The following is a 23,033-nucleotide window of genomic DNA, read 5'->3' on the forward strand; positions in this document are numbered from 1 at the left end:
CCGACACCTCACGACCGACGGGAATCCCGCCAGTGCTCGAAAGCATGCTGCACGCCCCTACCGCGCTCATCCCGTGGCTCGATCCGCAGACGATCATCGGGGCGGCGGGCCCGTGGGCGCTCCTCGTGGTCTGCTTCATCATCTTCGCCGAGACGGGTCTGCTGGTCGGCTTCCTCCTGCCCGGTGACACTCTGCTCATCATCGCGGGCCTGCTGACCCACACGAGCAACGTATTCGGCGTGAACATCTGGGTCGTCTCGCTCCTCATCGCGCTCTCCGCGTTCATCGGCGGCGAGGTCGGCTACGTCATCGGGCACAAGGGCGGCCCCGCGGTCTTCGAACGCAAGGAGTCCGGCCTCTTCAGCCGCAAGAACGTCGAGCGCACCAACGCGTTCTTCGAGCGCTTCGGCGGCCTCACCGTGATCCTCGCGCGCTTCGTGCCGATCGTGCGCACGTTCGCCCCGGTCGCCGCGGGTGTGGGCCACATGCCGTGGCGGCGCTACTCGCTCTACAACTTCATCGGGGCGATGATCTGGGGCTTCGGACTCACGATGGTCGGCTACCTCATCGCCTACATCCCGTGGATCCGCCACCTCGTCGTCGAGTACATCGACATCATCCTGCTCATCGCCGTCGGCGGCACCGCGCTCGTCACCCTGTGGCATTACTTCTCCGAGCGCCACAAGGCCAAGAAGGCCGCGGCCGCAGGAGAGGACGTCGTGACCGATCACGAGGAGGCCGAGGAGCTCGTCCTCGACGCCGACGTGTTCGATCGCGCCCCCGACCTGGACGGCGACGGGAAGCACTGACCCGGCCGCGGATCAGCCCGCGTTCTTGGAGCGCTTCTCCTTGGAGCGGGCGACGCTGGCGCGCAGCGCCTCCATCAGGTCGATGACCTCGCCGCCGTCGGCCGCCTTCTCGGCATCGCCGCCGAAGGTCTCCGCCACGTCGAACGTCTCCCCGGCCTCGATCTTCGCGTCGATGAGGGTGCGGAGCTCCTTCTGGTACTCGTCGACGAACTCCTCGGGATCGAAGTCGGCCGAGTAGCTGTCCACGAGCGACGAGGACAACTCCAGCTCCTTCTTCGAGATCCGCACGTCCTCGTCGAGCGACGGGAACTCCGCCTCTCGGACCTCGTCCGACCAGAGCAGCGTCTGCAGCACGAGGACCTTGCCCCGCACGCGCAGCGCGGCGAGCCGGGTCTTCTGGCGCAGCGTGAACCGCACGATCGCGGTGCGGTCGGTCTGCTCGAGTGTCTTGCGCAGCAGCACGTACGCCTTGGGAGACTTCGAGTCGGGCTCCAGGTAGTACGGCTTGTCGAGGGTGAGCGGATCGACCTGGTCGGAGGGCACGAACTCCACGACATCGATCTCGCGGCTCTTCTCCGCCGGCAGCGCCGCGAGGTCGTCCTTGGTGAGCACGACGGTCTGCCCGTCGTCGACGTAGGCGCGATCGATGTCGGAGTAGGCCACCGTCTCGCCGCACACCTCGCACGTGCGCTGGTAGCGGATGCGACCGCCGTCCTTCTCATGCACCTGATGCAGCGGCACGTCGTGGTCCTCGGTCGCCGAGTACACCTTGACCGGCACGTTCACCAGCCCGAACGTCAGGGCGCCCTTCCAGATCGTCCTCATCACACCAGTAGACACCAGCCACACCCGTCACGACCACCCCTTGACTACGCTGGCTCCATGGTGGGAGAGGCGCAGGTCGTGCAGGTCGATGGCCGACGGCTGCGGGTGACCAACCTCGACAAGGTCGTCTACCCGGAGACGGGCACGACCAAGGGCGAGGTCATCGCCTACTACACCACCATCGCTCCGCTCCTCCTCCCGCTCCTCGACGGCCGCCCGGTCACCCGCAAGCGCTGGGTCGAGGGGGTCGGCACCGCCGCTGCTCCCGAGGACTCCTTCTTCACGAAGCAGCTCGAGCCCGGCGCCCCGGACTGGATCCCCCGACAGGACATCCAGCACTCCGACGGCCCCAAGGCGTACCCGCTGGTGGAGGACGTGCCCACGCTCGTCTGGCTCGCGCAGGTCGCGGCGATCGAGTTGCACGTGCCGCAGTGGCGGTTCACCCCGGAGGGGCTTCCCGGCCGTCCCGACCGTCTCGTGCTCGATCTCGACCCCGGACCCGGCGCCGACCTCGCGCAGTGCGCCGAGGTCGCCCGGATCGCTCGGACGCTCCTCACCGGGATGGGGCTCGACCCTCTGCCCGTGACCAGCGGCAGCAAGGGCATCCACCTCTACGCGGCCCTGCCCGGCGAGCAGACCAGCGACGAGGTCTCCGCCGTGGTCAAAGAGCTGGCGCGCATCATCGAGAACGAGCACCCGGACCTCGCCACGAGCGTCATGTCCAAGGCCGTGCGCGGGGGCAAGGTGTTCCTCGACTGGAGCCAGAACAACGGCAAGAAGACGACGATCTCCCCGTACTCCCTGCGCGGGCGCGCCCGCCCCGGCGTCGCGGCGCCGCGCACCTGGGAGGAGCTCGACGACCCGGACCTCGCTCACCTCGAGCTGGACGAGGTGCTCGCGCGCGCAGACGCCGGATTCGATCCGCTCTCCTCCCTCCGCCCCGACACTCCTGCTCTGCCGGCGAACGCGCACGCCGCGACAGCGGCTCGAGCTCCCGCGATCCGGGCGGCGGCGCCCTCCCCCGCCCGTCGCGGCCGGCCGCTCGCCGAGCAGACGGCGTCCCCCACCGGGACCACTCTCCCGTCGCTCGCGCCGATGCTCGCCGAGAACGGCACCCCGGCGATCGCCCGCAGCCTCAGCTCGCCGTCATGGGTGGAGGTGAAGTGGGACGGCATCCGTGCGATCGGCACCTGGCGCGACGGGCACATGTCGCTGCACGCCCGACGCGGCACCGACATCACCGCGCGCTATCCCGAGCTGACGGCCGACGGTGCCCCGTTCCTCCCCGTCGACGAGGCGATCGTCGACGGGGAGATCGTCGCCTTCGACAGCGCCGCCCGGCCGAGCTTCTCCCTGCTGCAGAACCGCATGCACCTCACCCGGCCCCGGGAGATCGAGCGCGAGGTCGTGCGCACACCGATCGTGTACATGCTGTTCGATCTGCTCCGTCTCGACGGCCACGATCTCACCGGGATGCCGCTCCGCGAGCGCCGCACTCTGCTCCGCGACATCGTGGCGGGGGTCGACGCGCCCATCCAGGTCCCTCCCGTCTTCGACGACGTGGACGCAGCGCTCGCCGCCAGCGAGGAGTTCGGGCTGGAGGGCGTCGTCGTGAAGGATCCCGCCTCCCGGTACCGTGCCGGCCAGCGCTCACCCTCCTGGCTCAAGCTCAAGAACACCCGCATGCAGGAGGCGGTGATCGTCGGCATCCGCCCGGGGAAGGGCGAGCGCGAGGGCACTCTCGGCTCTCTCCTCCTCGCGATCCCGGAGGGTGGCGACCTCCGCTACATCGGCCGCGTGGGCACCGGCTTCACGGATCGCATCCTCCGCGACCTCCTGGCCCGCCTGGAGCCGCTGCGGGTGCCACGCGCACCGCTCGACGGCGTCCCCCGCCCGGACGCCTCGGACGCCCTGTGGGTGCGCCCCGAACTCGTGGGCGAGGTGGAGTTCGCGAACTGGACGCCGGACGGCATCCTCCGGCACGCCCGCTGGCGGGGTCTGCGCCCGGACAAGACCGTCGACGAGATCACCGTCGAGGCGTGAGCGGCTCCCGCCCTCAGGCGTGGTGCGGTTCGCAGTCGCTCTGCTCGGCGGGTTCGATCTGGAACGTGGAGTGCGCCACGTCGAAGTGATCCGCGAGGCACGCCTGCATCTCCGACAGCAACGCCGCCGAGCGGCCGTCCGCCAGCAGGTCCGGGCGCACGCTGACGTGCGCGGTGAAGACGGGGGCTCCGCGGGTGAGCTGCCACACGTGCACATCGTGGACTCCGACGACGCCGTCGTAGCCGAGCAGGTGAGTGCGGATCTCGCCGACGGCCATGCCCTTCGGCGCCGACTCGGCGAGGACGGAGAACACCTCCTTGAGCAGGACGAATGCCCGGGGGATGATCATCGCCGCGATGAACAGCGAGGCGAGGGCGTCGGCCGGCATCCAGCCCGTCACGAGGATCACACCGGCGGCGATGATGACCATCAGCGAGCCGAGCAGGTCGCCCATCACCTCGAGGTAGGCGCCGCGCACGTTGAGGTTCGTCCGCTGGGCCCGGCTGAGCAGCCACATCGACACCGCGTTCGCGACGAGGCCGACGACGGCGACGACGAGCATCAGCCCGCCCGCGACCTCGACCTCGGAGGGGTTCAGCAGCCGCTGCACGCCCTGCACGGCGACGACCGTGGCGAGGGCGATGAGGATGACCGCGTTGATGAGCGCGCCGAACACCTCAGCGCGCTGGTAGCCGAACGTCCGCCGGTCGTCCGCGGGCCGCGCCGCCACGGTCGCGGCGATCAGCGCGATCACGAGGGCCGAGGCGTCCGTGAACATGTGCGCGGCGTCCGCGAGCAGCGCCAGCGAGCCCGTGAGCAGAGCTCCGACGACCTGCACGATCATCACGGTGGCCGTGAGGGTCAGGGAGATCGCGAGCAGGCGGCGGCTGCTCGCCGAACGGAGACCGCCGGGCGCGGGCGCGTGATCGTGCATGCCCCCAGGCTAGCCCGGCGACGGGTGCAGGGAGGCCGTTCCTGGCTAGTCGGGAACAGTAACGATTCTCACCGTCAGCAGGGGTTCTTCTCTTCGACGATCAGAGCGCGGCGAGCAGCGGCACGAGCGCCGTGAAGGCGCGGGCGCGATGCGACTGCGCCTGCTTCTCCTCCGCCGTGAACTCCCCGACCGTGCGCTGTGCGCCGTCCGGCTGACCGTCCGGGATGAAGATCGGGTCGTACCCGAAACCCCCGGCTCCCGACGCCTCGCGGGCGAGCCGTCCTGGCCAGATCCCCTCCACGACGTGCTCGCGACCGTCCGGGAGGACGAGGGCGATCGTCGAGGTGAAGTGCGCTGAGCGATGACGGTCGGCGATGTCGCGCAGCTGATCGAGCAGCAGCTCCAGGTTCGCCGCGGCGTCCTTCTTCTGACCGGCCCAGTACGCCGAGAACACTCCGGGCGACCCGCCGAGCACGTCCACGCAGATGCCGGAGTCGTCGGCGAGCGCCGCGAGGCCGGTGTGCGCGGCGGCCGCTCGCGCCTTGAGGAGCGCGTTCTCAGCGAACGTCACTCCGTCCTCGACCGGCTCGTGGCCGTCGTAGCCGACGACCTCCAGGTCGGGCCGTGTCTGCTGCACGATCTGCTGGAACTCCGCCACCTTATGCGGGTTATGGGTCGCCAGGACGACGCGCATGCTCAGGCTCCTGCCAGAGCGGCGAGCTGCCGGTCCTTCAGGTCCGCGCAGCCGGCGACGCCGAGGTCGAGGAGCGCGTCGAGCTCACGCTTGTCGAACGGCGCCCCTTCGGCCGTGCCCTGCACCTCGACGAAAAGGCCACGGCCGGTCACGACGACGTTCATGTCGGTCTCGGCGCGGACATCCTCGACGTAGGCGAGGTCGAGCATCGGCTCCCCGTCCACGATGCCGACGGACACCGCGGAGACGGAGTCGAGCAGCGGCGTCGAGTTCTTGCCGATGAACTTCTTCTCCCGGCCCCACTCGATCGCGTCGGCCAGGGCGACATAGGCGCCGGTGATCGCCGCGGTGCGGGTGCCACCGTCGGCCTGGAGCACGTCGCAGTCGATGACGATGGTGTTCTCGCCGAGCGCCTTGGTGTCGACGACGGCGCGCAGCGCGCGGCCGATGAGTCGGGAGATCTCGTGCGTCCGACCGCCGATGCGGCCCTTCACGCTCTCCCGGTCGTTGCGGCTGTTCGTCGCTCGCGGGAGCATCGCATACTCGGCCGTGACCCAGCCCTTGCCCTTGCCGGTGAGCCACCGGGGCACGCCGTTCGTGAACGAGGCGGTGCACAGCACCTTCGTGCCGCCGAAGCTGATGAGGGCCGACCCCTCGGCCTGCGCGCTCCAGCCGCGCTCGATGGTGATCTCGCGCAGCTGCGAGGTGGAACGGCCGTCGGCGCGGACGATGTCGGTCATGAGCTTCTCTCGGTCGGGGATGGAGCGACGGGCTCAGCGCGCGTCGAGGGCGGAATCGGGAAGCGTGATGACGCCGGTCTGGACGAGCTGCACGTCGCGCACCTCGCGACCCATGAGGCGGTTGGCGAGCGCCGTGAAGTCGTCGGCGGAGTCGCCCGTGGCCTCGTAGACGTAGGTGGCGGTGGCATCGGCCGGCGCCAGCAGATCGCCGCGGACGAGCTGGCGGTAGACGTCGCCCGCGGTCTCGTCGTCGCTGGAGACCAGCGTCACGCCCTCCCCCATGACGTAGCTGATGGCGCCGCGGAGGAACGGATAGTGCGTGCACCCGAGGACGAGCGTGTCCACGTCGGCCTCGCGCAGTGGCGCGAGGTACTCCTCGGCGACGGCCAGCACCTCGGGGGTGCCGGTGACGCCGGCCTCGACGAACTCGACGAACCGGGGGCACGCGGCGGTGAACACCTGCAGGCGCTCGTTCACCTCGAGCATGTCCTGGTAGGCCCGCGAACCGATCGTGCCGACCGTGCCGATCACACCGACACGGCCGTTCCTCGTGGTCGACACGGCGCGGCGCACGGCGGGGCCGATCACCTCGACCACCGGCACGTCGTAGCGCTCGCGTGCGTCGCGCAGCATCGCCGCCGACGCCGTGTTGCAGGCGATGACCAGCATCTTCACGCCCTGGTCGACCAGGGTGTCGAGCACCTCGAGCGCATAGCGCCGGACGTCGGCGATGGGCTTGGGGCCGTACGGCGAGTGGGCGGTGTCACCGATGTAGACGAACGATTCGCGGGGCAGCTGGGCGCGGATGGCCCTGGCCACCGTGAGCCCGCCGACACCGGAGTCGAAGATCCCGATGGGCGCGTCGTTCATGACTCCCCAGCCTACCCGCGTGCGCGCCGCCTCGTGCATCACGGCCTCACTAAGCTGAGCGCATGACCACGTCGACGGCGCTGCTCACCGACCGTTACGAGCTCACGATGCTCGCCGCCTCGCTCCGGGACGGCACCGCCTCCCGCCCGAGTGTCTTCGAGCTCTTCTCCCGACGCCTGTCCGGCGGACGCCGCTTCGGCGTCGTCGCCGGAACCGGACGACTGCTCGGCCTGCTGCGCGACTTCCGTTTCGGCGACGACGAGCTGCGCTTCCTCCGCGACGAGCGGGTCGTCGACGCCGAGACCCTCGCCTCCCTCGAGCGCTATCGGTTCACCGGCACGATCCGGGGCTACCGCGAGGGCGAGCTCTACTTCCCCGGGTCGCCCATCCTCACGGTCGAGGGATCGTTCGCGGACGCCGTCGTCCTGGAGACGCTCGCCCTGAGCGTCCTCAACCATGACTCCGCGGTCGCCACGGCCGCGGCCCGCATGAGCATCGCCGCCGGCGAGCGTCCTCTCGCCGAGATGGGCTCCCGGCGGGCAGCCGAGCGCTCCGCTGTCGCCGCAGCACGGGCGGCGTACATCGCCGGGTTCGGCGCCACGAGCAACCTCGAGGCCGGCCGCGCCTGGGGAATCCCGACCATGGGCACCGCTGCGCACTCGTGGACGCTGCTGCACGACAGCGAGGAGGACGCCTTCCGTGCTCAAGTCGAGAGCATGGGCGTGGACACGACGCTCCTCGTCGACACCTACGACATCCGCACGGGCGTCGAGACGGCGATCCGGGTGGCCGGGACCGGGCTCGGCGGCGTCCGCATCGACTCCGGGGACCTGCCGACCGTCGCCGTCGAGGTCCGAGCGCAACTGGACGAGCTCGGAGCCACCGAGACCCGCATCACGGTCACGAGCGACCTCGACGAGTACGCGATCGCCGCGCTGGCGGCCTCCCCCGTGGACGCGTACGGCGTCGGCACCTCCGTCGTGACCGGTTCCGGATACCCCACGGCGAGCATGGTCTACAAGCTCGTCGCCCGGCAGGACGCCGACGGCTCGTGGGTCGGGGTCGCCAAGGCGTCCGCGGACAAGGCGTCGTTCGGTGGCCGCAAGGCGGCGTTCCGTACGCTCAGCGACGGGGTCGCCGCGGCGGAGACGGTCGTCGTCTCGGACGGGTTCGAGGCGCTGGACACGCCTGCCGAGCACCCGGACGGCCGACCGCTCCAGGTCACCCTCGTCGATGGCGGAGAGATCGAGACCGCCTTCGAGGGCGCCGCAGGGACGGCTTCCGCCCGCGCGCATCACCTGCGTGTCCGTGAAGAGCTGCCGGTGCGTGCGTTGGCACTCAGCAAGTCGGACCCGGCGATCCCGACGGTCTACGTCGAGGCGGACTGAAGCGGGGCCGAGCGACGGCGGTCAGCCGACCATCGACTCGTAGATCTCCTTGCACGTCGGGCAGATCGGGAACTTCTCCGGATCGCGGCCCGGCGTCCACTTCTTGCCGCAGAGCGCGCGGACGGGCTTGCCCGTGATCGCCGACTCGAGGATCTTGTCCTTCTTGACGTAGTGCGAGAAGCGCTCGTGGTCGCCCGGTTCGATGTTCTCCTCGCGGAGGAGCTCTTCCAGTTCGCGATCAAGCGTTGCCACGCCGCCCTGATCGGGGCTGTCCAGCGGAGTACTCATCCCGCGATTCTAGCCGCGTCTCCGCCTCGGCGGGGCGGTCTCACGCGGTCTCGACGAACTCCATCAGACGTTCGCCGCTGTGCTCGAAGATGCGTCCGCCGATCACAGCTCCTCCGATGAAGGCGACGATGCCGGTGGCGATGCCGACCCAGAAAGCCGCCGGCGCGAAGCCCGGATCGGCGACGATGCTCGCACCGAACAGCCAGATGGTGGGCACGCTCAGGACGATCGCACCGAGGAACGCCGCCGCCGGGCCGTAGATCCCTCGGGAGGTCGGGCGCTGCGGCTGCTGGAACGGGCTGTCCCCGGGACGGGAGACCGCGTACGGCGCCACCACCGACACCACGCTGGAGATGCCGAGGGCGGAGAACAGCAGGCTCGCACCGAGGCCGACGAGCGGGAGGAGAAGACTCCAGCGCCCGGCCAGCAGGAGCGAGAGCGGTACGGCGATCGCCAGCACCGGCACGGCGACCAGGAGCACCGGCACCAGGCGTCCGAGACGGTCCGGAACCCCGCGGACACCGCTCGCGACGTGCGTCCAGAGGGCCGTCGAGTCGTAGGCGACGTCGTTGTGGGGCAACCATCCGAAGAAGAGGGCCATGACGGGCACGGGGACGAGGGCGGCGATCTCGACCGGCACGCCTGCGACGATCAGCGGGAACACCGTCAGCACGCCCGCCACGGGCACGACGATGATGTTCATGATGTACCGGCGGTCGCGCAGCCAGTACACGAGGCTTCGCGACGCGATGGCGCCGAAGGCGTTGGAGGGCAGCAGGCCGAACCAGCCGAGTCCGCTGCGCTCGCGCGCCGCCACCGGACGCTCGGTCGTCGTCAGCAGGCGCCGTACGAACCAGGTCCAGGCGAACCACAGCAGCGCGAGGGTGACGGCAGCCACCAGTCCGCTTCCCCACGCCGCAGCCGTCTCGCCTTCGGCCGCCGCGAACATCGCCGCCGGCGAGGCGGCGAGCGGCGTGAAGCCGATCACCGAGGTCAGGGTCGCCAGTGACGCCGGCACCTCACCGTCCCAGCGGAGCGAGCCGAGGAACACGGCGACCGGGAACGCGATGACGATCAGGGCCAGGGCGAACAGCGCGGTGAGCTCCCGGGAACGACGCTCCGGGAGCAGGAGCGCGTTGAGCGCCATCCCGACCCGGGACAGGAGGATGGTCGACAGCAGCCCGATCACCGCCAGGAGGACGGCCGGCACCCACTGCGCACCGGCGCGGATCGCGACGACCGTCACGCTGATATAGACCGCGAGGAGCGCGAGGCTCGGCACGCTGACCAGCGACGCGAGCGCGAGCACACCGGGCATCCTCCGCTCGTCGACGCCGAACACCGCGAAGCGCCGCGGATCGAGCTGATCGACGGCTCCCACGAGCAGCGGCCCCACGAGGAAGCCGAGCAGAAGGGCAGCGCCACCGAGCACCGTCACGGCCTGGGAGACCGGCACCGGCGCGTCGCCGAGGCTGAAGACCGCCACGCAGACCACCACGGTGACCGCGACGACCGCGCCGAAGGAGAGCAGGGTGCGCGCCCGGTGTTCCCCGCGCAGGGCGCCCAGGAGAAGCGCGAACCTCAGTCGGAGAACGTGTGCAGCCACTCGAGCCCCTCCACCTCTCCGCTGGAACCTGCGAGCTCCACGAAGCGCGATTCGAGCGTCTGTCCCGCGCGCACCTCGTCGATCGTGCCCTCGGCCAGGACCTCACCGTTGACGATGATGGCCACCCGGGAGCACACGCGCTCGACGAGATCCATCCCATGGCTCGACAGGATCACCGTGCCGCCGTGCGAGACGTAGGCGCGGAGGATGTCGAGGATCACGGCGGAGGAGACCGGATCGACGGATTCGAACGGTTCGTCCAGCACCAGGACGCGCGGAGAGTGGATCATCGCCCCGGCGAGCATGATCTTCTTCGTCATGCCCGCGGAATAGTCCGACACGACCCGGTTCAGGGCGTCGCCGAGGTCGAAGGCTCTGGCGAGGTCGCCGGTGCGCTTCTCGATGACGTCGGCGGAGAGCCCACGCAGCAGCCCGTAGTAATACAGCAGCTGTCGGCCGGTGAGCCGGTCGAAGGTGCGCAGCCGGTCCGGCAGGACGCCCATGACGCGCTTCGCCGCCAGGGGCTCGGCCGCCTGGTCGATGCCACAGATGAGGACGCTGCCCTCGTCCGCGCGCAGGAGACCCGCGACGATCGAGAGGGTCGTGGTCTTGCCGGCGCCGTTGGGGCCGACGATGCCGTAGAAGGAGGCCGCGGGCACGGTGAGGTCGATGCCGTCGACCGCGCGGTTCTCGCCGAACTGCTTCACGAGACCGCGGATGCGGATCGCCTCGGTGGCGGGCTCGGCTGCCGCCGAGTCATCGGCCTCGGTCGGGGGCTCCTCGGCGATCACCGCTTCGACGACCTCGACGGTCTCCACCTCCGCGACGCGCCGGTCATCGGGCGCGGGCTCCTTGGTCACCGGCAGCGCGGTGTCCGACACCTCCACCACGGACTCCGCCGCAGCAGGCTCCTCGACCGGCGTCGCTTCCTCGGCGGTGTCTCGGGCCGGTGTCGCCGTCTCGACGGACGAGGTGCCGGCCTCGTCCGTCTCGACGGTCTCTGCGGCCACGGTCTGCGCCTGCACCGCGCCGGACTCCTCCGGCTGCGTCTCGGCCGTGCTCACCTCTGCGGCTGCGGACTCGACGGTCCCGACCTCAGCCGCCTGGGCCTCCGCGGCCTCGGCCTTCACGGCCTCGTCTTCGGCGGCCTTCGCTGCCTCGTCTTCGGCGGCCTTCGCTGCCTCGTCTTCGGCGGCCTTCGCCGCAGCCGCCTTCGCCGCGGCTGCCTTCGCCGCAGCGGTCTTGGCGGCGGTGGTCTTGGCCGTCGTCTTGGCCGCCGAGGCCTTCGCGGCAGCGGTCTTCGCCGCGGCGGCCTTGGCCGCAGCCGTCTTGGCCGCAGCCGTCTTGGCCGCAGCCGTCTTGGCCGCCGATGTGCTCGCCGCCTTCGTCGATGTCGCGGCCGGACGCTTCGAGCCGGTCGAGCGTGCAGCCGTGTTCTTCGCCGCAGCCGCGCGGGCGGCGGACGCCGTGCGAGCGCCTGCTGGAGCGGTCGCGGGATCGACACTCGCCGCGGGGGTGGGCTCGACCACGACCTCAGCCGTGGGCGCGGCCTTCTCGGCTGCCGCCTTGGTCGGTGCGGGCCTCGCCGTCCGCGCGGCGGTCGGCTTCTTCGCCGCGGCAGTCCTCGTCGAAGTGGAGGACTTCGCCGCGGTGGACTTCGCGGCCGTGGTCTTCGCGGCGGAGGGTGTGGCGGCCGTCGTCTTCGCAGCTGCCGACTTCGGAGCCGCGGTCTTCGCGGCCGTGGTCTTCGCCGCAGCAGACTTCGCCGCGGTGCTCTTCGCAGCCGTGGTCTTCGCCGCAGCGGACTTCGCCGCGGTGCTCTTCGCGGCCGCGGGCTTCTTCGCAGCCGGCTTGTCCGCTGCGGCCGTCTGCGCCTTGGCCGAGGCCGAGGTCGACTTCTTCGCGGCGGTGGACGCGGCAGGTCTCTTGGCGGCCGGTTTCCGAGCGGGCGCGGAGGCCTCGGTCGGAGTCTCGGCTCCCTCTGCCTGGGGGGTGGGGTCATCAGGGGAGGAAGTCACCGTCCTACGGTATCAACGGGTGGCTGAGAGCCAAGGCCCCACGCGACATTCCGCAACCGGATCCCCTCCCCGGCGCTTTCCGCAAGGGGGTTGTCGTCCCTGTGCGTTGCGTGTGTACTCGATCACGAAATGGCAACGGGGCCTGCCTGGCCCCGGGGTTCTCAGGGGGAATCGCTAGCATGATCCCCGGCACGACGAAGTGTCTGGTCGGTGAACCGACCGTGAACACAACTTCCTTAGGAGTATTCGTGACTCTTCAGACCGTCATCCTCGCAGCCGGCATGGGCTCTCGCCTCCGCCGCGCGCTGCCCAAGCCGCTCACCGAGCTCAACGACGGCCGCACGATCATGGGCCAGCAGCACGACAACATCCGCGCCGCTTTCGGCTCCGACGCACGCATCACCACGGTGGTGGGCTACCGCGCCGAGACCATCATCGAGGCCTTCCCCTCCGTGAACTACGTCCACAACGACCGCTACGACGAGACGAACACGTCGAAGAGCCTTCTGCGCGCCCTGGGCGCCACCGGCAAGAGCGGCGTGCTGTGGATGAACGGCGATGTCGTCTTCGACCCGATGATCCTCGGCCGCGCCGCCGCATACATCGAGCGCGACCAGTCGTTCGTCACCGTCAACACCGCCAAGGTCAGCGACGAAGAGGTGAAGTACACCGTCACCGCGGAGGGCTTCATCAAGGAGCTGTCCAAGTCGGTCAAGGGCGGCCTGGGCGAGGCCGTCGGCATCAACTACATCTCGTCGGGCTTCAAGAAGGCGTTCATGCGCCAGCTGCAGCGCGTGGAGGACCAGGACTACTTCGAGCGCGGCCTCGAGCTGGCGATCGCCGAGGACGGCCTGCTGCTCGAGCCGATGGACGTCTCCGACCTGTACGCGGTCGAGGTCGACTTCGCAGAGGACCTGGAGCGCGCGAACCTCTTCGTGTGACGCTCCCCTCCGAGAGCCCCGTTCCGCCACGGACCGGGGCTCTCGGTGTTTTCGCGGACGGGCTCCATAGGATCGGCGCATGGCCCCCAAGGTGCACAAGATCCACTCCCTGCCGGACGACGCCCCGTGGGACAAGGGCGTACCCCCGGTCGGCTCCCCCGAGCACCCCATGATGGTGCGCGGGCTCGATCGGGTCCTGTCGATCCAGCGGCCGCTGGTGCTCGCCCACATCCGCAGCATCCGGCTCCGCAACCCCCACGCGACGCCCGACGAGATCATCCGGATCCTGGAGCGGCGCTACCTCGCGGCCGTCACGACGGGTGGGGCCGCGGTGGGGGCGACCGCCGTCGTGCCCGGCATCGGCACCGGGATCACGCTCGCGCTCTCCGGCGTCGAGACCGTGGGATTCGTGGAGTCCACGGCCCTCTTCGCGCAGTCGGTGGCCGAGGTGCACGGCATCGCGGTCGGCAACCCCGACCGCGCACGCGCTCTCGTCATGACGCTCATGCTCGGCAAGGAGGGCGTCGACCTCGTCGGCCAGCTCGCCCGGCAGGTCGCGGGGCGCGGGGGCAGCCGCTCGGCGTACTGGGGCGAGATGGTGACGAAGTCGCTGCCCCGCGCCGCGGTGGGACCCCTGGTGGACCAGCTCAAGGGGATGTTCGTGAAGCAGTTCGCGGCCAGGGGCGGCGCCTCGTTCATCGGCAAGGCGATGCCCTTCGGGATCGGCGCGGCCATCGGCGGGGCGGGCAACCACATCCTCGGCCGCCGGGTGCTCACCACGTCCCACCGCGCGTTCGGCTCCGCACCGCTCACCCTGCCCGCCGAGCTGGAGCCCGTGCCCGGCGCCGAGAAGGTGGAGCTGCGGATGCTCCGGGGGGCGCGCTACGCCGGCACCGCCGTCGCCGGAGCCGCCGGCACCGTGGCGCGCGGAGCGGGGTGGGTCGGTCATCGGGTGGGTGAGATCGCCGGACGCCGGCGTGAGCATGCGGCGGACGAGATCGAGGCGGGCGATAGCGACGGCGACCACGATCTGCCGCCGCGCCCGGGTTCCGACGCGACCGGGACGTGAGGGGTCGCGCACCTCGCCAAAGGATCCGCCGGCCCGTTGTGCCGATCATCCAACGGACGGCGCGGACCCGACGCTAGGGTGGAATCCGTGACGGACAAGCCCGACCCCTTTACCACCGCCGGCAAGATCGCGGACCTGCGCGCTCGCTACACCGAGGCCGTCGTCGACGCCGAGGCGAAGGCGAAGGAGAAGCAGCACGCGAAGGGCAAGATGACCGCCCGCGAGCGCATCGAACTCCTCGTCGACCCCGGCAGCTTCGTCGAGTTCGACGAGTACGTGCGCCACCGCACCACCGCGTTCGGGATGGACCGCTCGCGCCCCTACGGCGACTCCGTCGTCACCGGCGTCGGCACCATCCACGGCCGCACCGTGGCGGTGTACTCGCAGGACTTCTCGACCTTCGGCGGGTCGCTCGGCGAGGTCGCCGGCGAGAAGATCGTCAAGGTCATGGAGTTCGCCCTGGCCGGCGGCATGCCCTGCATCGGCATCCTCGACTCCGGCGGGGCGCGCATCCAGGAGGGTGTGGTCGCGCTCGGCAAGTACGGCGAGATCTTCCGTCTGAACACCCGCGCCTCCGGCGTGATCCCGCAGATCTCGATCATCATGGGCCCGGCCGCCGGCGGCGCCGTCTACTCGCCCGCCCTCACCGACTTCGTCATCATGGTCGACAAGACCAGCCAGATGTTCGTCACCGGGCCCGACGTGATCAAGACGGTCACCGGCGAGGACGTCGGCATGGAAGAGCTCGGCGGCGCCTACACGCACAACACGCGCTCCGGTGTCGCCCACTACCTCGCGGAGGACGAGGACGACGCGATCGACTATGCCCGCACGCTCCTCGGATTCCTGCCGGACAACAACATGGCGGAGCTGCCGTCCTACGAGAGCGCGTTCGAGTTCGAGACGACCGACGCCGACCGCACGCTCAACACGCTCATCCCGGATTCCCCGAACCAGCCGTACGACATCCACACGGTGATCGAGCATGTCGTCGACGACGGCGACTTCCTCGAGGTGCAGCCGCTGTTCGCTCCCAACATCGTCATCGGCTTCGGCCGCATCGAGGGCCGCTCGGTCGGCATCATCGCCAACCAGCCGTCCCAGATGGCGGGCACGCTCAACATCGAGGCCGGCGAGAAGGCGAGCCGGTTCGTGCGGTTCTGCGACGCGTTCTCGCTGCCGATCGTGACCCTCGTCGACGTGCCGGGATACCTGCCAGGCACCGACCAGGAGTGGACAGGCGTCATCCGCCGCGGCGCCAAGCTCCTCTACGCGTACGCGGAGGCCACCGTGCCGCTCGTGACGGTGATCCTGCGCAAGGCGTACGGCGGCGCGTACATCGTCATGGGGTCGAAGCAGCTCGGCGCCGACGTGAACCTCGCCTGGCCCACCGCGGAGATCGCCGTGATGGGCGGCCAGGGCGCCGTCAACATCCTCTACCGCGGCGAGATCCGCAAGGCGGAGGAAGCCGGCGAGGACGTGGCGGCGGTCCGCACGCGTCTGGCCAACGAATACACCTACAACGTCGCCTCGCCCTTCCTCGCGGCCGAGCGCGGCGAGCTCGACGGCATCATCGAACCGGCGAACACGCGCGTCGCGATCGCGAAGGCGCTGCGCGCGCTCCGCGGCAAGCGCGCAGAGCTGCCGCCGAAGAAGCACGGGAACATCCCGCTGTGAGCGCGCAGGAATCCGCCGTCGACGGGACGGCCCCCGCGCCGCTCCTTCTGGAGATCACGCGCGGCGCCGCCACGGAGGAGGAACTCGCGGCCCTCATCGCGGTGCTCGGCGACGCCTACGAGACCGAGCAGGCGGAGGCGACGGTCGAGGAGCCGCGGGTGTCGGCGTGGACGCGCACGCAGCGCCCGCTGCGCCGACCGCTGCGTCGCGACATCCCCTGGGGACGCTTCGCCGGCTGAATCGGGTCGTCGTGTTTTGTCCCCCAAAATACCTACAGACAACCGTTGCACGACCCCGCAGACTGAAGGGGACGCTTCGCGTTCGGCTGGTCTCTCTGTCCCAGGGTAGACAGACGCTGATCGGCCACCAGCGGACGGTTTTCGGGTAACTGTCCGCACGGCGAGGGGCAGGCGGATTCGCCGCCCCTCGCCCACTCTCACTTCCGTGCGTCGGAGGCGGTCTCACGCCGCTTTCTGGCGATCTCGTGCCACAGGTCCACGGAGTCGTCGTCCGAGGCCCGCAGGCCCGCGCGGCCGACGACCGTCACCGCCACGAGCGGATCCCGTGCGGAGCGGATGATGATCCGGCCGGTACCCGCGCTGCGCAGGACCGCCGCGAGTTCGTCCCGGATCTCCATGCGCCGCCCCTCGTCCACGCCGTCGAGCCCACCCTCGTCGAACACGGTCACCGAGGCACCGTGGCGGCGCGCGGCGTCGATCGCATTGCGGACGTCGTCGTTCAACAGGTCCGCGCCGCGCAGCTCGTCGCGCAGACGTCCCTCAGCGAGCCGGGCTTCCAGGCGCTCGTCGTCGTCGAGCAGCCCGCGTGAGGCCACCACCCTGCTGAGGATCGGGCCGGCGACCGCGAGGGCGAACTGCGTCCGCAGCCGACGCTCGCGCTGGCGGACGCGCTGCGTCGCATGCCAGGCCGACACGGCCTGCTGGATCTCGGACAGGCGCTCCGTGTCGCTGACGGCGCGATCCCAGAACATCACCAGCAGCTGGGCGACCGCCACCCACATGATCGAGCCCACCACGCCGAGGTTCATCGCCACGCCCATGCCCAGCGCGAGCGACGCGGAGACGACGAGCACGGCGAGCGTCGTCCAGCCCACCCAGGGCCGGCGCCGGACCACGCACACCACGCCGAGCAGCCCGAGAGCGCCGATGTACCAGGTGGCGAACGGCGCCGTGCGATCGTCCGGTTCCAGCGAGAGGGTCACGAGCGCCGGGATCACCGCGCTCACGGCCAGCGCGAGGAGAGCCGACCACAGCGGCATCCGGACCGTGGCCGGGCTGCCGAGGATCGCGATGTTCACCACGACGAGGTACGCGGCGATCGCGAGGACCATGAGCAGCGGTGCCGTCGGCTGCTCGATCCACCAGATCCCGCGGGCGACGAAGTACAGCGCGAAACCGACGGCGAGCGAGGTCGCGACACTCCGCACGGTCCGGTTCATGAGCGCTCCCAGCCCAGGGTGACGACGGTGCCGCCGTCGTCGGAGGAGATCCGCGCGGTGCCGGCGACACCGGCCATACGGGCGAGGATGGAGGCGCGGATGCCGAGCCGATCCGGACCGATCGTGTCGACGTCGAACCCGTTCCCGGTGTCGGAGACCGTCACGGCGATGCCCTCGTCGCCGTGACCGACCACGAGGATGTGCAGGCCGCGCCCGTGGGCGTGCGCGACCGCGTTGCCGATCGCCTGCCGCGCCGCGAGCACGAGAGCCCTCGCTGCGCGCCCCGGGATGAGGCCGCTCCCGCCGCGCTCCTCCACGATCGCGTCCGCGCCGAGCTCGGAGAGGGCCCGTCGCAGCTCCACGACGATCTGCGCGGCGCCCACCGGCTCATCGCTACCCTCCTCCGCGACCGCCGCCTCCGTGTTCGCGAGCCGCGTGAGCGCCTCCCGCGCCATCGCCACGGCGAGCTCTCTCGCCCGCTCGCCCTCCGCGCGTTCGGCGGCGATGAGTGCGGCCAGCACGCTGTCGTGCATGAGCGCCGACATCGCCACACGCTCCTCCTCCGCCGCCGCGGCGGCCGCCGCCGTCGCATACGACGCCACCGCCGTGCCCCGCGCCTCGTCCACGCCCGCGGCGACCGAGCGGAACATCCAGCCGAGCGAGACGATCACGACGCCGAGGATGAGCGTGAAGGAGACGTCGAACGCGGTGGTCACCCAGAACTCCCGCGAGAAGTCGCCCTGCACCAGACGCACGTACCCGTAGACGAACGGCACCCCGACCGCCCACGCGAACTGCAGCCGCACGGGGAAGGCCAGCATCGCCGCCACGACTCCGACGTTCACGAGGAAGAAGATCCACGGCTGGTCCCCCGCCACCTTGTCGGTGGGATCGACGACGACCGGCCATGCCGCGAGCGCGAGGACGTACACGACGGCGAAGACCCCCGCGGCCAGGCGCACGCCGCGTCCGACCAGGCAGGCGACGAGCATCGCCGCCAACGGCACGAACACGGCGATGAGCATCGCGATGTGCGGCACGTCCGCGCGGGACATCGTGTGCACGGCCGCGATCAGCGCCTGCGCCCCGAGCACGGCGGAGCCCAGGGCGACGACGATCGCGAGGATGCGCTCCATCCGCTTCCCGGTGAACCGCTCGAAGCCGTTCTCCGCGCTGCCGGGAGACGGGATCTTGCTCCAGGCGTCGCGGACGCTCAGCGGCTCAGCGGGCACTCGGCGCCCCGTCGGCCGTCACGATGCCGTCCTCCATCGCGCGCCGCAGCAGGTCGACCTTGGTGGGCGCCGGCCGACCGACCTCGACGTACTTCACCCGGATCCGGGTGATGTTCTCCTTCGCGGTGGAGTACGCGACGCCGAGGCGCTCGGCCACGGCCTTCAGCGGCAGGCCGGTCGCGTACAGGCGCAGCACCTCCCGCTCCCGGGTGGACAGCTGGGCGTCGGCGAACGCGCGGTCGCCGTCGACCGCGCTGGCCCATTCGACGTTGTTCAGAGCCTCACCCTGCGCCACGGTGCGGATCGCATCCAGCACGTCGTCGAGGGCGGAGGACTTGCTGACGACTCCGGCCGCGCCGGCCGCCAGCGCCTCGCGCACGGCTGCCGGACGGTCGGCGACGCTGTGGATCACCACGCTGGCGCCGTCGGCGACGAGGGACACGACGTTCTCCGTGACCGTCGTCCCGTCCCCCAGCGTGAGGTCGAGCACGACGACGTCTGCGGGCGGAGCGCCGGTGGACGAGCGCCACACGAGGTAGGAGCCGACCGTGCTCCCGGTGAACACGACGGTCTGCCCGTCCCTGGCGCACGCGGCCTCGAGGCCGAGGCGGACGGACTCGTGGTCGTCGATGAGGGCGACGGTGCTCATGCCCACAGCCTAGTGAGTCGCGGACCCGGCGCCGGGAATGCGCTCACCGGGTGAGCAGGGCGACGACCTCGAAGTGATGCGAGTGCGGGAACAGATCGAAGCCGCGGAGGGCACCGACCTCCCACCCCAGGCCGCGGAAGGTGCCGAGGTCGCGGGCGAGGGCCACCGGGTCGCAGGCGACGTAGGCGATCGCGGACGGACTCAGCGCATGCACGCCCTCCACGACCGCCCGCCCGGCCCCCGACCGCGGCGGATCGAGCACGACGGCTCCCGTGACGCCTCCGCGTCGAGGCTGCTGCAGGAAGCGGTCGACCCGAGCCGTGACCGCCGTCACGTCGAGCGGGGCGAGGTTCGCGGCGGCGTGCTGCGTCGCTCGGCGGCTGGACTCCACCGTGACGACATCGGTGCCGCCGAGATCCGCGAGGGTCCGCGCGAAGAGGCCGACGCCGCCGTACAGGTCGTAGTGCGTCGCGTCCGGCTCCACATGCCCGTCGAGCAGCCCGTACACGGCACCGTCGAGGACGGAGGCGGCACGGGGGTGCACCTGCCAGAACCCTCCGGCGTCGACGTCGAACGTGCGGTCACCGACGCGTTCCTGCACGACCTCGGGTGTCGGCCGAGGACGACGATCCCGCGGTGAGCGCCGCTCGGCCTCGGGGTGGCGGAGGATGCGCACCCGGCCGTCCGCGGGCTCCACGAGCTCGATGCGTCCGGCCTTCTCGCCCTGCAGGGCCAGGGCGGCCTCGGCGATCGCGCGGCGGGCGAGCGGGTGCGTCGACACCGGGACGACGCGGTGGCTGCGGGCTGCGAAGGGGCCGATCCGTCCCTCGTCGTCCACGTGCAGGGTCACCCGCGTCCGCCACCCCGTCCCATCCCCGGACTCCACGGCTTCGATCTCCGGCGCCTCGAGTCCGGGACCGGCGAAGCGGTCGAACGCCTCCGAGAGAACCTGTCGCTTGAGCACGCGCTGGTGCCCGAGGTCGATGTGCCCGAGGTCGGCACCCCCGGGCCGCTGGGCGGGGTCGTGCGCGACGTCCGCCTCCGGCCAGATGTGCGGCCGCCGATGCGGGGAGGCCTCGAGGACCTCGATCGTCTCGGCGCGCCAGAAGCTGCGGGTGTCGGGCTCCCCGGCGCCGGCGGACGGATCCAGCAGGCGTGCCCGGACGCGCTCCCCCGGGATCGCATCGGAGACGAAGACCACGCGTCCCTCGTGACGGGCGATGAAGGTGCCTCCGTGGGCGATGCCGGTGATGTCGAGATCGAGCACGTCGGCTGCGGAGGAAGTCATCCTTCGAGGATACGGTGGTCTCCATGCGCGTCTGCCTCGCCTCCACCTCCCCCGCCCGGCTCATGCTGCTGCGTCAGGCCGGCATCGAGCCCCTCACGCGGTCGCCGGAGGTGGACGAGGACGCCCTGGCCGCCGCCGCGGAGGAGCGCATGGGCCCCGTCGCACCCGCCGACCTCGTGCTGCTGCTCGCCCGCGCCAAGGCCGCCGCCGTCGCCGAGCGGCTGGCCGCCGAGGGCGTGTTCGACGGCATCGTGATCGGCGGGGACTCCATGTTCGCGCTCGGGGACCGGGTCTACGGCAAGCCCTACACGCCGGAGGAGGCCACGCGCCGGTGGCAGGAGATGCGCGGCGCCACCGGCGTGCTGCACTCCGGGCACTCCGTGTTCCGCGTCTCCCCCGGCGCCGAGCCCGTCGAGGCGACCGCTGTCGCGGAGGCCGCCGTGACGTTCGCCGAGGACATCAGCGATGAGGAGATCGCCGCGTACGTGGCATCGGGGGAACCGCTGCACGTCGCCGGAGCCTTCACCGTGGACAGCCTCGGCGGCGCCTTCATCACCCGGGTCGAGGGCGATCCCTCCACCGTCGTGGGGATGTCACTCTCCACCGTGCGCCGTCTCGCTGCCGATCTCGGAGTGCGTTGGACGGATCTGTGGTCGTAGACTCCCCTCCACGTTTTTCCCTCTTTCTTGTCGAGAGTCGTCAAAAGTATCGGGATGCTACTCGCTAGGCTGGCAACCATGCCTGAAATCGCGAAGGTGCTCGTCGCCAACCGCGGCGAGATCGCCGTCCGCATCGTCCGTGCCGCTCGTGACTCCGGGATCGCCTCGGTCGCCGTCTACGCCGACCAGGATCGGGACGCGCTGCACGTGCGCCTCGCTGACGAGGCGTATGCGCTCGGTGGCGCGACCAGCGCCGAGACCTATCTCCAGATCGAGAAGATCCTCTCCGTCGCCCGCCGCGCCGGCGCCGACGCCGTGCACCCGGGCTACGGGTTCCTCGCGGAGAACGCCGAGTTCGCGCGCGCCGTGATCGACGCCGGGATGATCTGGATCGGCCCCTCCCCGGAGGCCATCGAAGCGCTCGGCGACAAGGTCACCGCCCGCCACGTGGCCGAGAAGGTCGGCGCGCCCCTCGCGCCCGGCACCCCCGGCCCGGTCTCCGGTGCCGACGAGGTCGTCGCCTTCGCGCAGGAGTACGGTCTGCCGATCGCGATCAAGGCGGCCTACGGCGGCGGCGGTCGCGGCCTCAAGGTCGCCCGTGAGCTCGACGAGGTCGAGGAGCTGTTCGAGTCCGCCACGCGCGAGGCGGTCGCCGCGTTCGGCCGCGGCGAGTGCTTCGTGGAGAAGTACCTCGACAAGCCCCGGCACGTCGAGACCCAGTGCCTCGCCGATGCCGAGGGCAACGTCGTCATCATCTCGACCCGCGACTGCTCGCTGCAGCGTCGACACCAGAAGCTCGTCGAAGAGGCACCCGCCCCGTTCCTCACGCCCGAGCAGAACGAGAAGCTCTACTCGGCGTCCAAGGCCATCCTCAAGGAGGTCGGCTACGTCGGTGCGGGCACGTGCGAGTTCCTCATCGGCGCCGACGGCACGGTCTCCTTCCTCGAGGTGAACACCCGCCTCCAGGTCGAGCACCCCGTGTCCGAGGAGGTCACCGGCATCGACCTCGTCCGCGAGCAGTTCCGCATCGCCGCCGGCGGCACGATCGACTACGACGACCCCCAGCCGCAGGGCCACTCCATCGAGTTCCGCATCAACGGCGAGGACCCGGGTCGTGGATTCCTCCCCCAGCCCGGCCCCATCCACGTCTTCAAGACCTTCGGCGGCCCCGGCATCCGCCTCGACTCCGGTGTCACCGCCGGGGACGCGGTCTCCGGCGCGTTCGACTCGCTGCTCGCCAAGATCATCGTCACCGGCAAGGACCGCGCCGAGGCCCTGGAGCGCGCGCGTCGGGCCCTGGACGAGTTCGAGGTCGCAGGCCTTCCCACCGTCATCCCCTTCCACCGCAAGGTCGTCCGCGACCCCGCCTTCACGGCCGAGGACGGGACGTTCGGCGTCTACACGCGGTGGATCGAGACCGAGTTCGACAACGACATCCCCGCGTGGGACGGCGAGCTCGAGGCTCCGGCCCCCGCGAACGCCCGGCACACGGTGGTCGTCGAGGTCGGTGGCAAGCGGCTCGAGGTCAGCCTGCCCGATCGCGTCGCCGTCGCCCCCGGCACCACGGGACGCCCTGCGGCGGTGCCGCCGTCGCGTCGCAGCCACGCCACGGTCGCCAACGCCGGGGCCTCCGGCGACGCGGTGAAGTCGCCGATGCAGGCCACGGTCGTCAAGGTCGCCGTCGAGGAAGGGCAGCAGGTCGTCAAGGGCGACCTCGTCGTCGTCCTCGAGGCGATGAAGATGGAGCAGCCGCTGCAGGCGCACAAGGACGGCGTCGTCGGCAGCATCGACGCCGCCGCTGGCACCACGGTGTCCGCCGGCCACCAGCTCCTCACGATCTCCTG

The 23,033-nt window shown here is 70.9% G+C and carries 21 protein-coding genes; 9 read left to right on the top strand and 12 right to left on the bottom strand.

Translation table 11 applies throughout. From position 1 onward, the window contains the following. Positions 1 to 44 precede the first annotated feature (44 nt). Positions 45 to 809, top strand: a complete 765-nt coding sequence (locus M4D53_RS11975) for a DedA family protein (protein WP_259954214.1) — start codon at positions 45 to 47, stop codon at positions 807 to 809. Positions 810 to 821: 12 nt separating this feature from the next. On the opposite strand, the gene ku is transcribed toward M4D53_RS11975, so the two are convergent. After that, entirely contained in the window at positions 822 to 1,634 is an 813-nt protein-coding gene (ku, locus tag M4D53_RS11980) for a non-homologous end joining protein Ku (RefSeq protein WP_187661912.1), read from the bottom strand. Between the two features lie 57 nt (positions 1,635 to 1,691). On the opposite strand from ku, the gene ligD reads away from it, so the two are divergent. Further along, positions 1,692 to 3,677, top strand: a complete 1,986-nt coding sequence (gene ligD, locus M4D53_RS11985; RefSeq protein WP_259954217.1) for a non-homologous end-joining DNA ligase — start codon at positions 1,692 to 1,694, stop codon at positions 3,675 to 3,677. Between the two features lie 13 nt (positions 3,678 to 3,690). Here ligD and M4D53_RS11990 read toward each other — a convergent pair whose 3' ends face one another. The 4 genes from M4D53_RS11990 to murI form a co-directional block, all read right to left on the bottom strand. Continuing rightward, positions 3,691 to 4,611 (bottom strand): cation diffusion facilitator family transporter, encoded by a 921-nt coding sequence (locus M4D53_RS11990; RefSeq protein WP_025105315.1) that lies wholly within the window; start codon positions 4,609 to 4,611, stop codon positions 3,691 to 3,693. Positions 4,612 to 4,711: 100 nt separating this feature from the next. Continuing rightward, complete coding sequence (gene rdgB / locus M4D53_RS11995; protein ID WP_259954220.1) at positions 4,712 to 5,305, bottom strand: RdgB/HAM1 family non-canonical purine NTP pyrophosphatase; 594 nt, start codon at positions 5,303 to 5,305, stop codon at positions 4,712 to 4,714. Positions 5,306 to 5,307: 2 nt separating this feature from the next. Then, positions 5,308 to 6,045 carry a ribonuclease PH gene (rph, locus tag M4D53_RS12000; protein ID WP_259954222.1) on the bottom strand — a complete coding sequence of 246 codons (738 nt, stop codon included), beginning with the start codon at positions 6,043 to 6,045 and terminating at the stop codon, positions 5,308 to 5,310. Between the two features lie 33 nt (positions 6,046 to 6,078). Continuing rightward, positions 6,079 to 6,915: a glutamate racemase gene (gene murI / locus M4D53_RS12005; protein WP_187661916.1), complete on the bottom strand. Its 837-nt coding sequence runs from the start codon at positions 6,913 to 6,915 to the stop codon at positions 6,079 to 6,081. A 62-nt stretch (positions 6,916 to 6,977) separates the two neighbouring features. On the opposite strand from murI, the gene M4D53_RS12010 reads away from it, so the two are divergent. Continuing rightward, positions 6,978 to 8,303 carry a nicotinate phosphoribosyltransferase gene (locus tag M4D53_RS12010; protein ID WP_259954224.1) on the top strand — a complete coding sequence of 442 codons (1,326 nt, stop codon included), beginning with the start codon at positions 6,978 to 6,980 and terminating at the stop codon, positions 8,301 to 8,303. A 21-nt stretch (positions 8,304 to 8,324) separates the two neighbouring features. Here the strand turns inward: M4D53_RS12010 and M4D53_RS12015 are convergent, their stop codons facing one another. The 3 genes from M4D53_RS12015 to M4D53_RS17520 are packed head-to-tail and all read right to left on the bottom strand — an operon-like array spanning position 8,325 to position 12,215. Continuing rightward, on the bottom strand, positions 8,325 to 8,591 hold the full coding sequence (locus M4D53_RS12015) for a DUF3039 domain-containing protein (protein ID WP_060923586.1): 267 nt from the start codon (positions 8,589 to 8,591) through the stop codon (positions 8,325 to 8,327). Positions 8,592 to 8,631: 40 nt separating this feature from the next. Further along, the gene (locus M4D53_RS12020; RefSeq protein ID WP_259954226.1) at positions 8,632 to 10,197 is read right to left on the bottom strand and encodes a phosphatidylglycerol lysyltransferase domain-containing protein; all 1,566 of its coding nucleotides are present in this window, start codon (positions 10,195 to 10,197) and stop codon (positions 8,632 to 8,634) included. Beyond that, on the bottom strand, positions 10,173 to 12,215 hold the full coding sequence (locus M4D53_RS17520) for an ABC transporter ATP-binding protein (protein WP_311198661.1): 2,043 nt from the start codon (positions 12,213 to 12,215) through the stop codon (positions 10,173 to 10,175). The genes M4D53_RS12020 and M4D53_RS17520 overlap by 25 nt, the downstream gene beginning before the upstream one ends. A 248-nt stretch (positions 12,216 to 12,463) precedes the next feature. On the opposite strand from M4D53_RS17520, the gene M4D53_RS12030 reads away from it, so the two are divergent. The 4 genes from M4D53_RS12030 (at position 12,464) to M4D53_RS12045 (ending at position 16,141) form a co-directional block, all read left to right on the top strand. After that, positions 12,464 to 13,156 carry a phosphocholine cytidylyltransferase family protein gene (locus tag M4D53_RS12030; protein ID WP_259954228.1) on the top strand — a complete coding sequence of 231 codons (693 nt, stop codon included), beginning with the start codon at positions 12,464 to 12,466 and terminating at the stop codon, positions 13,154 to 13,156. A gap of 79 nt (positions 13,157 to 13,235) precedes the next feature. Beyond that, positions 13,236 to 14,225: a hypothetical protein gene (locus tag M4D53_RS12035; RefSeq protein ID WP_259954229.1), complete on the top strand. Its 990-nt coding sequence runs from the start codon at positions 13,236 to 13,238 to the stop codon at positions 14,223 to 14,225. Between the two features lie 87 nt (positions 14,226 to 14,312). Beyond that, the gene (locus M4D53_RS12040) at positions 14,313 to 15,902 is read left to right on the top strand and encodes an acyl-CoA carboxylase subunit beta (protein ID WP_370428473.1); all 1,590 of its coding nucleotides are present in this window, start codon (positions 14,313 to 14,315) and stop codon (positions 15,900 to 15,902) included. Further along, complete coding sequence (locus tag M4D53_RS12045; protein ID WP_187661921.1) at positions 15,899 to 16,141, top strand: acyl-CoA carboxylase subunit epsilon; 243 nt, start codon at positions 15,899 to 15,901, stop codon at positions 16,139 to 16,141. Before M4D53_RS12040 ends, M4D53_RS12045 begins: the two co-directional genes overlap by 4 nt. 197 nt (positions 16,142 to 16,338) lie before the next feature. On the opposite strand, the gene M4D53_RS12050 is transcribed toward M4D53_RS12045, so the two are convergent. From M4D53_RS12050 to M4D53_RS12065, 4 genes are read right to left on the bottom strand one after another with little or no spacing between them, the layout of a single operon-like run. After that, complete coding sequence (locus tag M4D53_RS12050) at positions 16,339 to 17,361, bottom strand: hypothetical protein (RefSeq protein ID WP_187661922.1); 1,023 nt, start codon at positions 17,359 to 17,361, stop codon at positions 16,339 to 16,341. Beyond that, positions 17,358 to 18,593, bottom strand: a complete 1,236-nt coding sequence (locus tag M4D53_RS12055) for a sensor histidine kinase (protein WP_259954230.1) — start codon at positions 18,591 to 18,593, stop codon at positions 17,358 to 17,360. The genes M4D53_RS12050 and M4D53_RS12055 overlap by 4 nt, the downstream gene beginning before the upstream one ends. Further along, a complete protein-coding gene (locus tag M4D53_RS12060) occupies positions 18,583 to 19,242 on the bottom strand; it encodes a response regulator transcription factor (RefSeq protein ID WP_071329676.1) in 660 nt (219 codons plus the stop codon). Before M4D53_RS12060 ends, M4D53_RS12055 begins: the two co-directional genes overlap by 11 nt. Positions 19,243 to 19,285: 43 nt before the next feature. Continuing rightward, positions 19,286 to 20,530, bottom strand: coding sequence for a class I SAM-dependent RNA methyltransferase (locus M4D53_RS12065; protein WP_187661924.1), 1,245 nt, complete (start codon positions 20,528 to 20,530; stop codon positions 19,286 to 19,288). A 23-nt stretch (positions 20,531 to 20,553) separates the two neighbouring features. Here M4D53_RS12065 and M4D53_RS12070 point away from each other — a divergent pair, with 23 nt between their 5' ends. Further along, on the top strand, positions 20,554 to 21,189 hold the full coding sequence (locus M4D53_RS12070) for a Maf family protein (RefSeq protein WP_187664190.1): 636 nt from the start codon (positions 20,554 to 20,556) through the stop codon (positions 21,187 to 21,189). A 78-nt stretch (positions 21,190 to 21,267) separates the two neighbouring features. After that, positions 21,268 to 23,033, top strand: a 1,766-nt coding sequence (locus tag M4D53_RS12075) for an acetyl/propionyl/methylcrotonyl-CoA carboxylase subunit alpha (protein ID WP_259954231.1), incomplete at its 3' end; no start/stop codon positions are given.

Source organism: Microbacterium meiriae (genome assembly GCF_025143875.1).
Lineage (GTDB): Bacteria > Actinomycetota > Actinomycetes > Actinomycetales > Microbacteriaceae > Microbacterium > Microbacterium meiriae.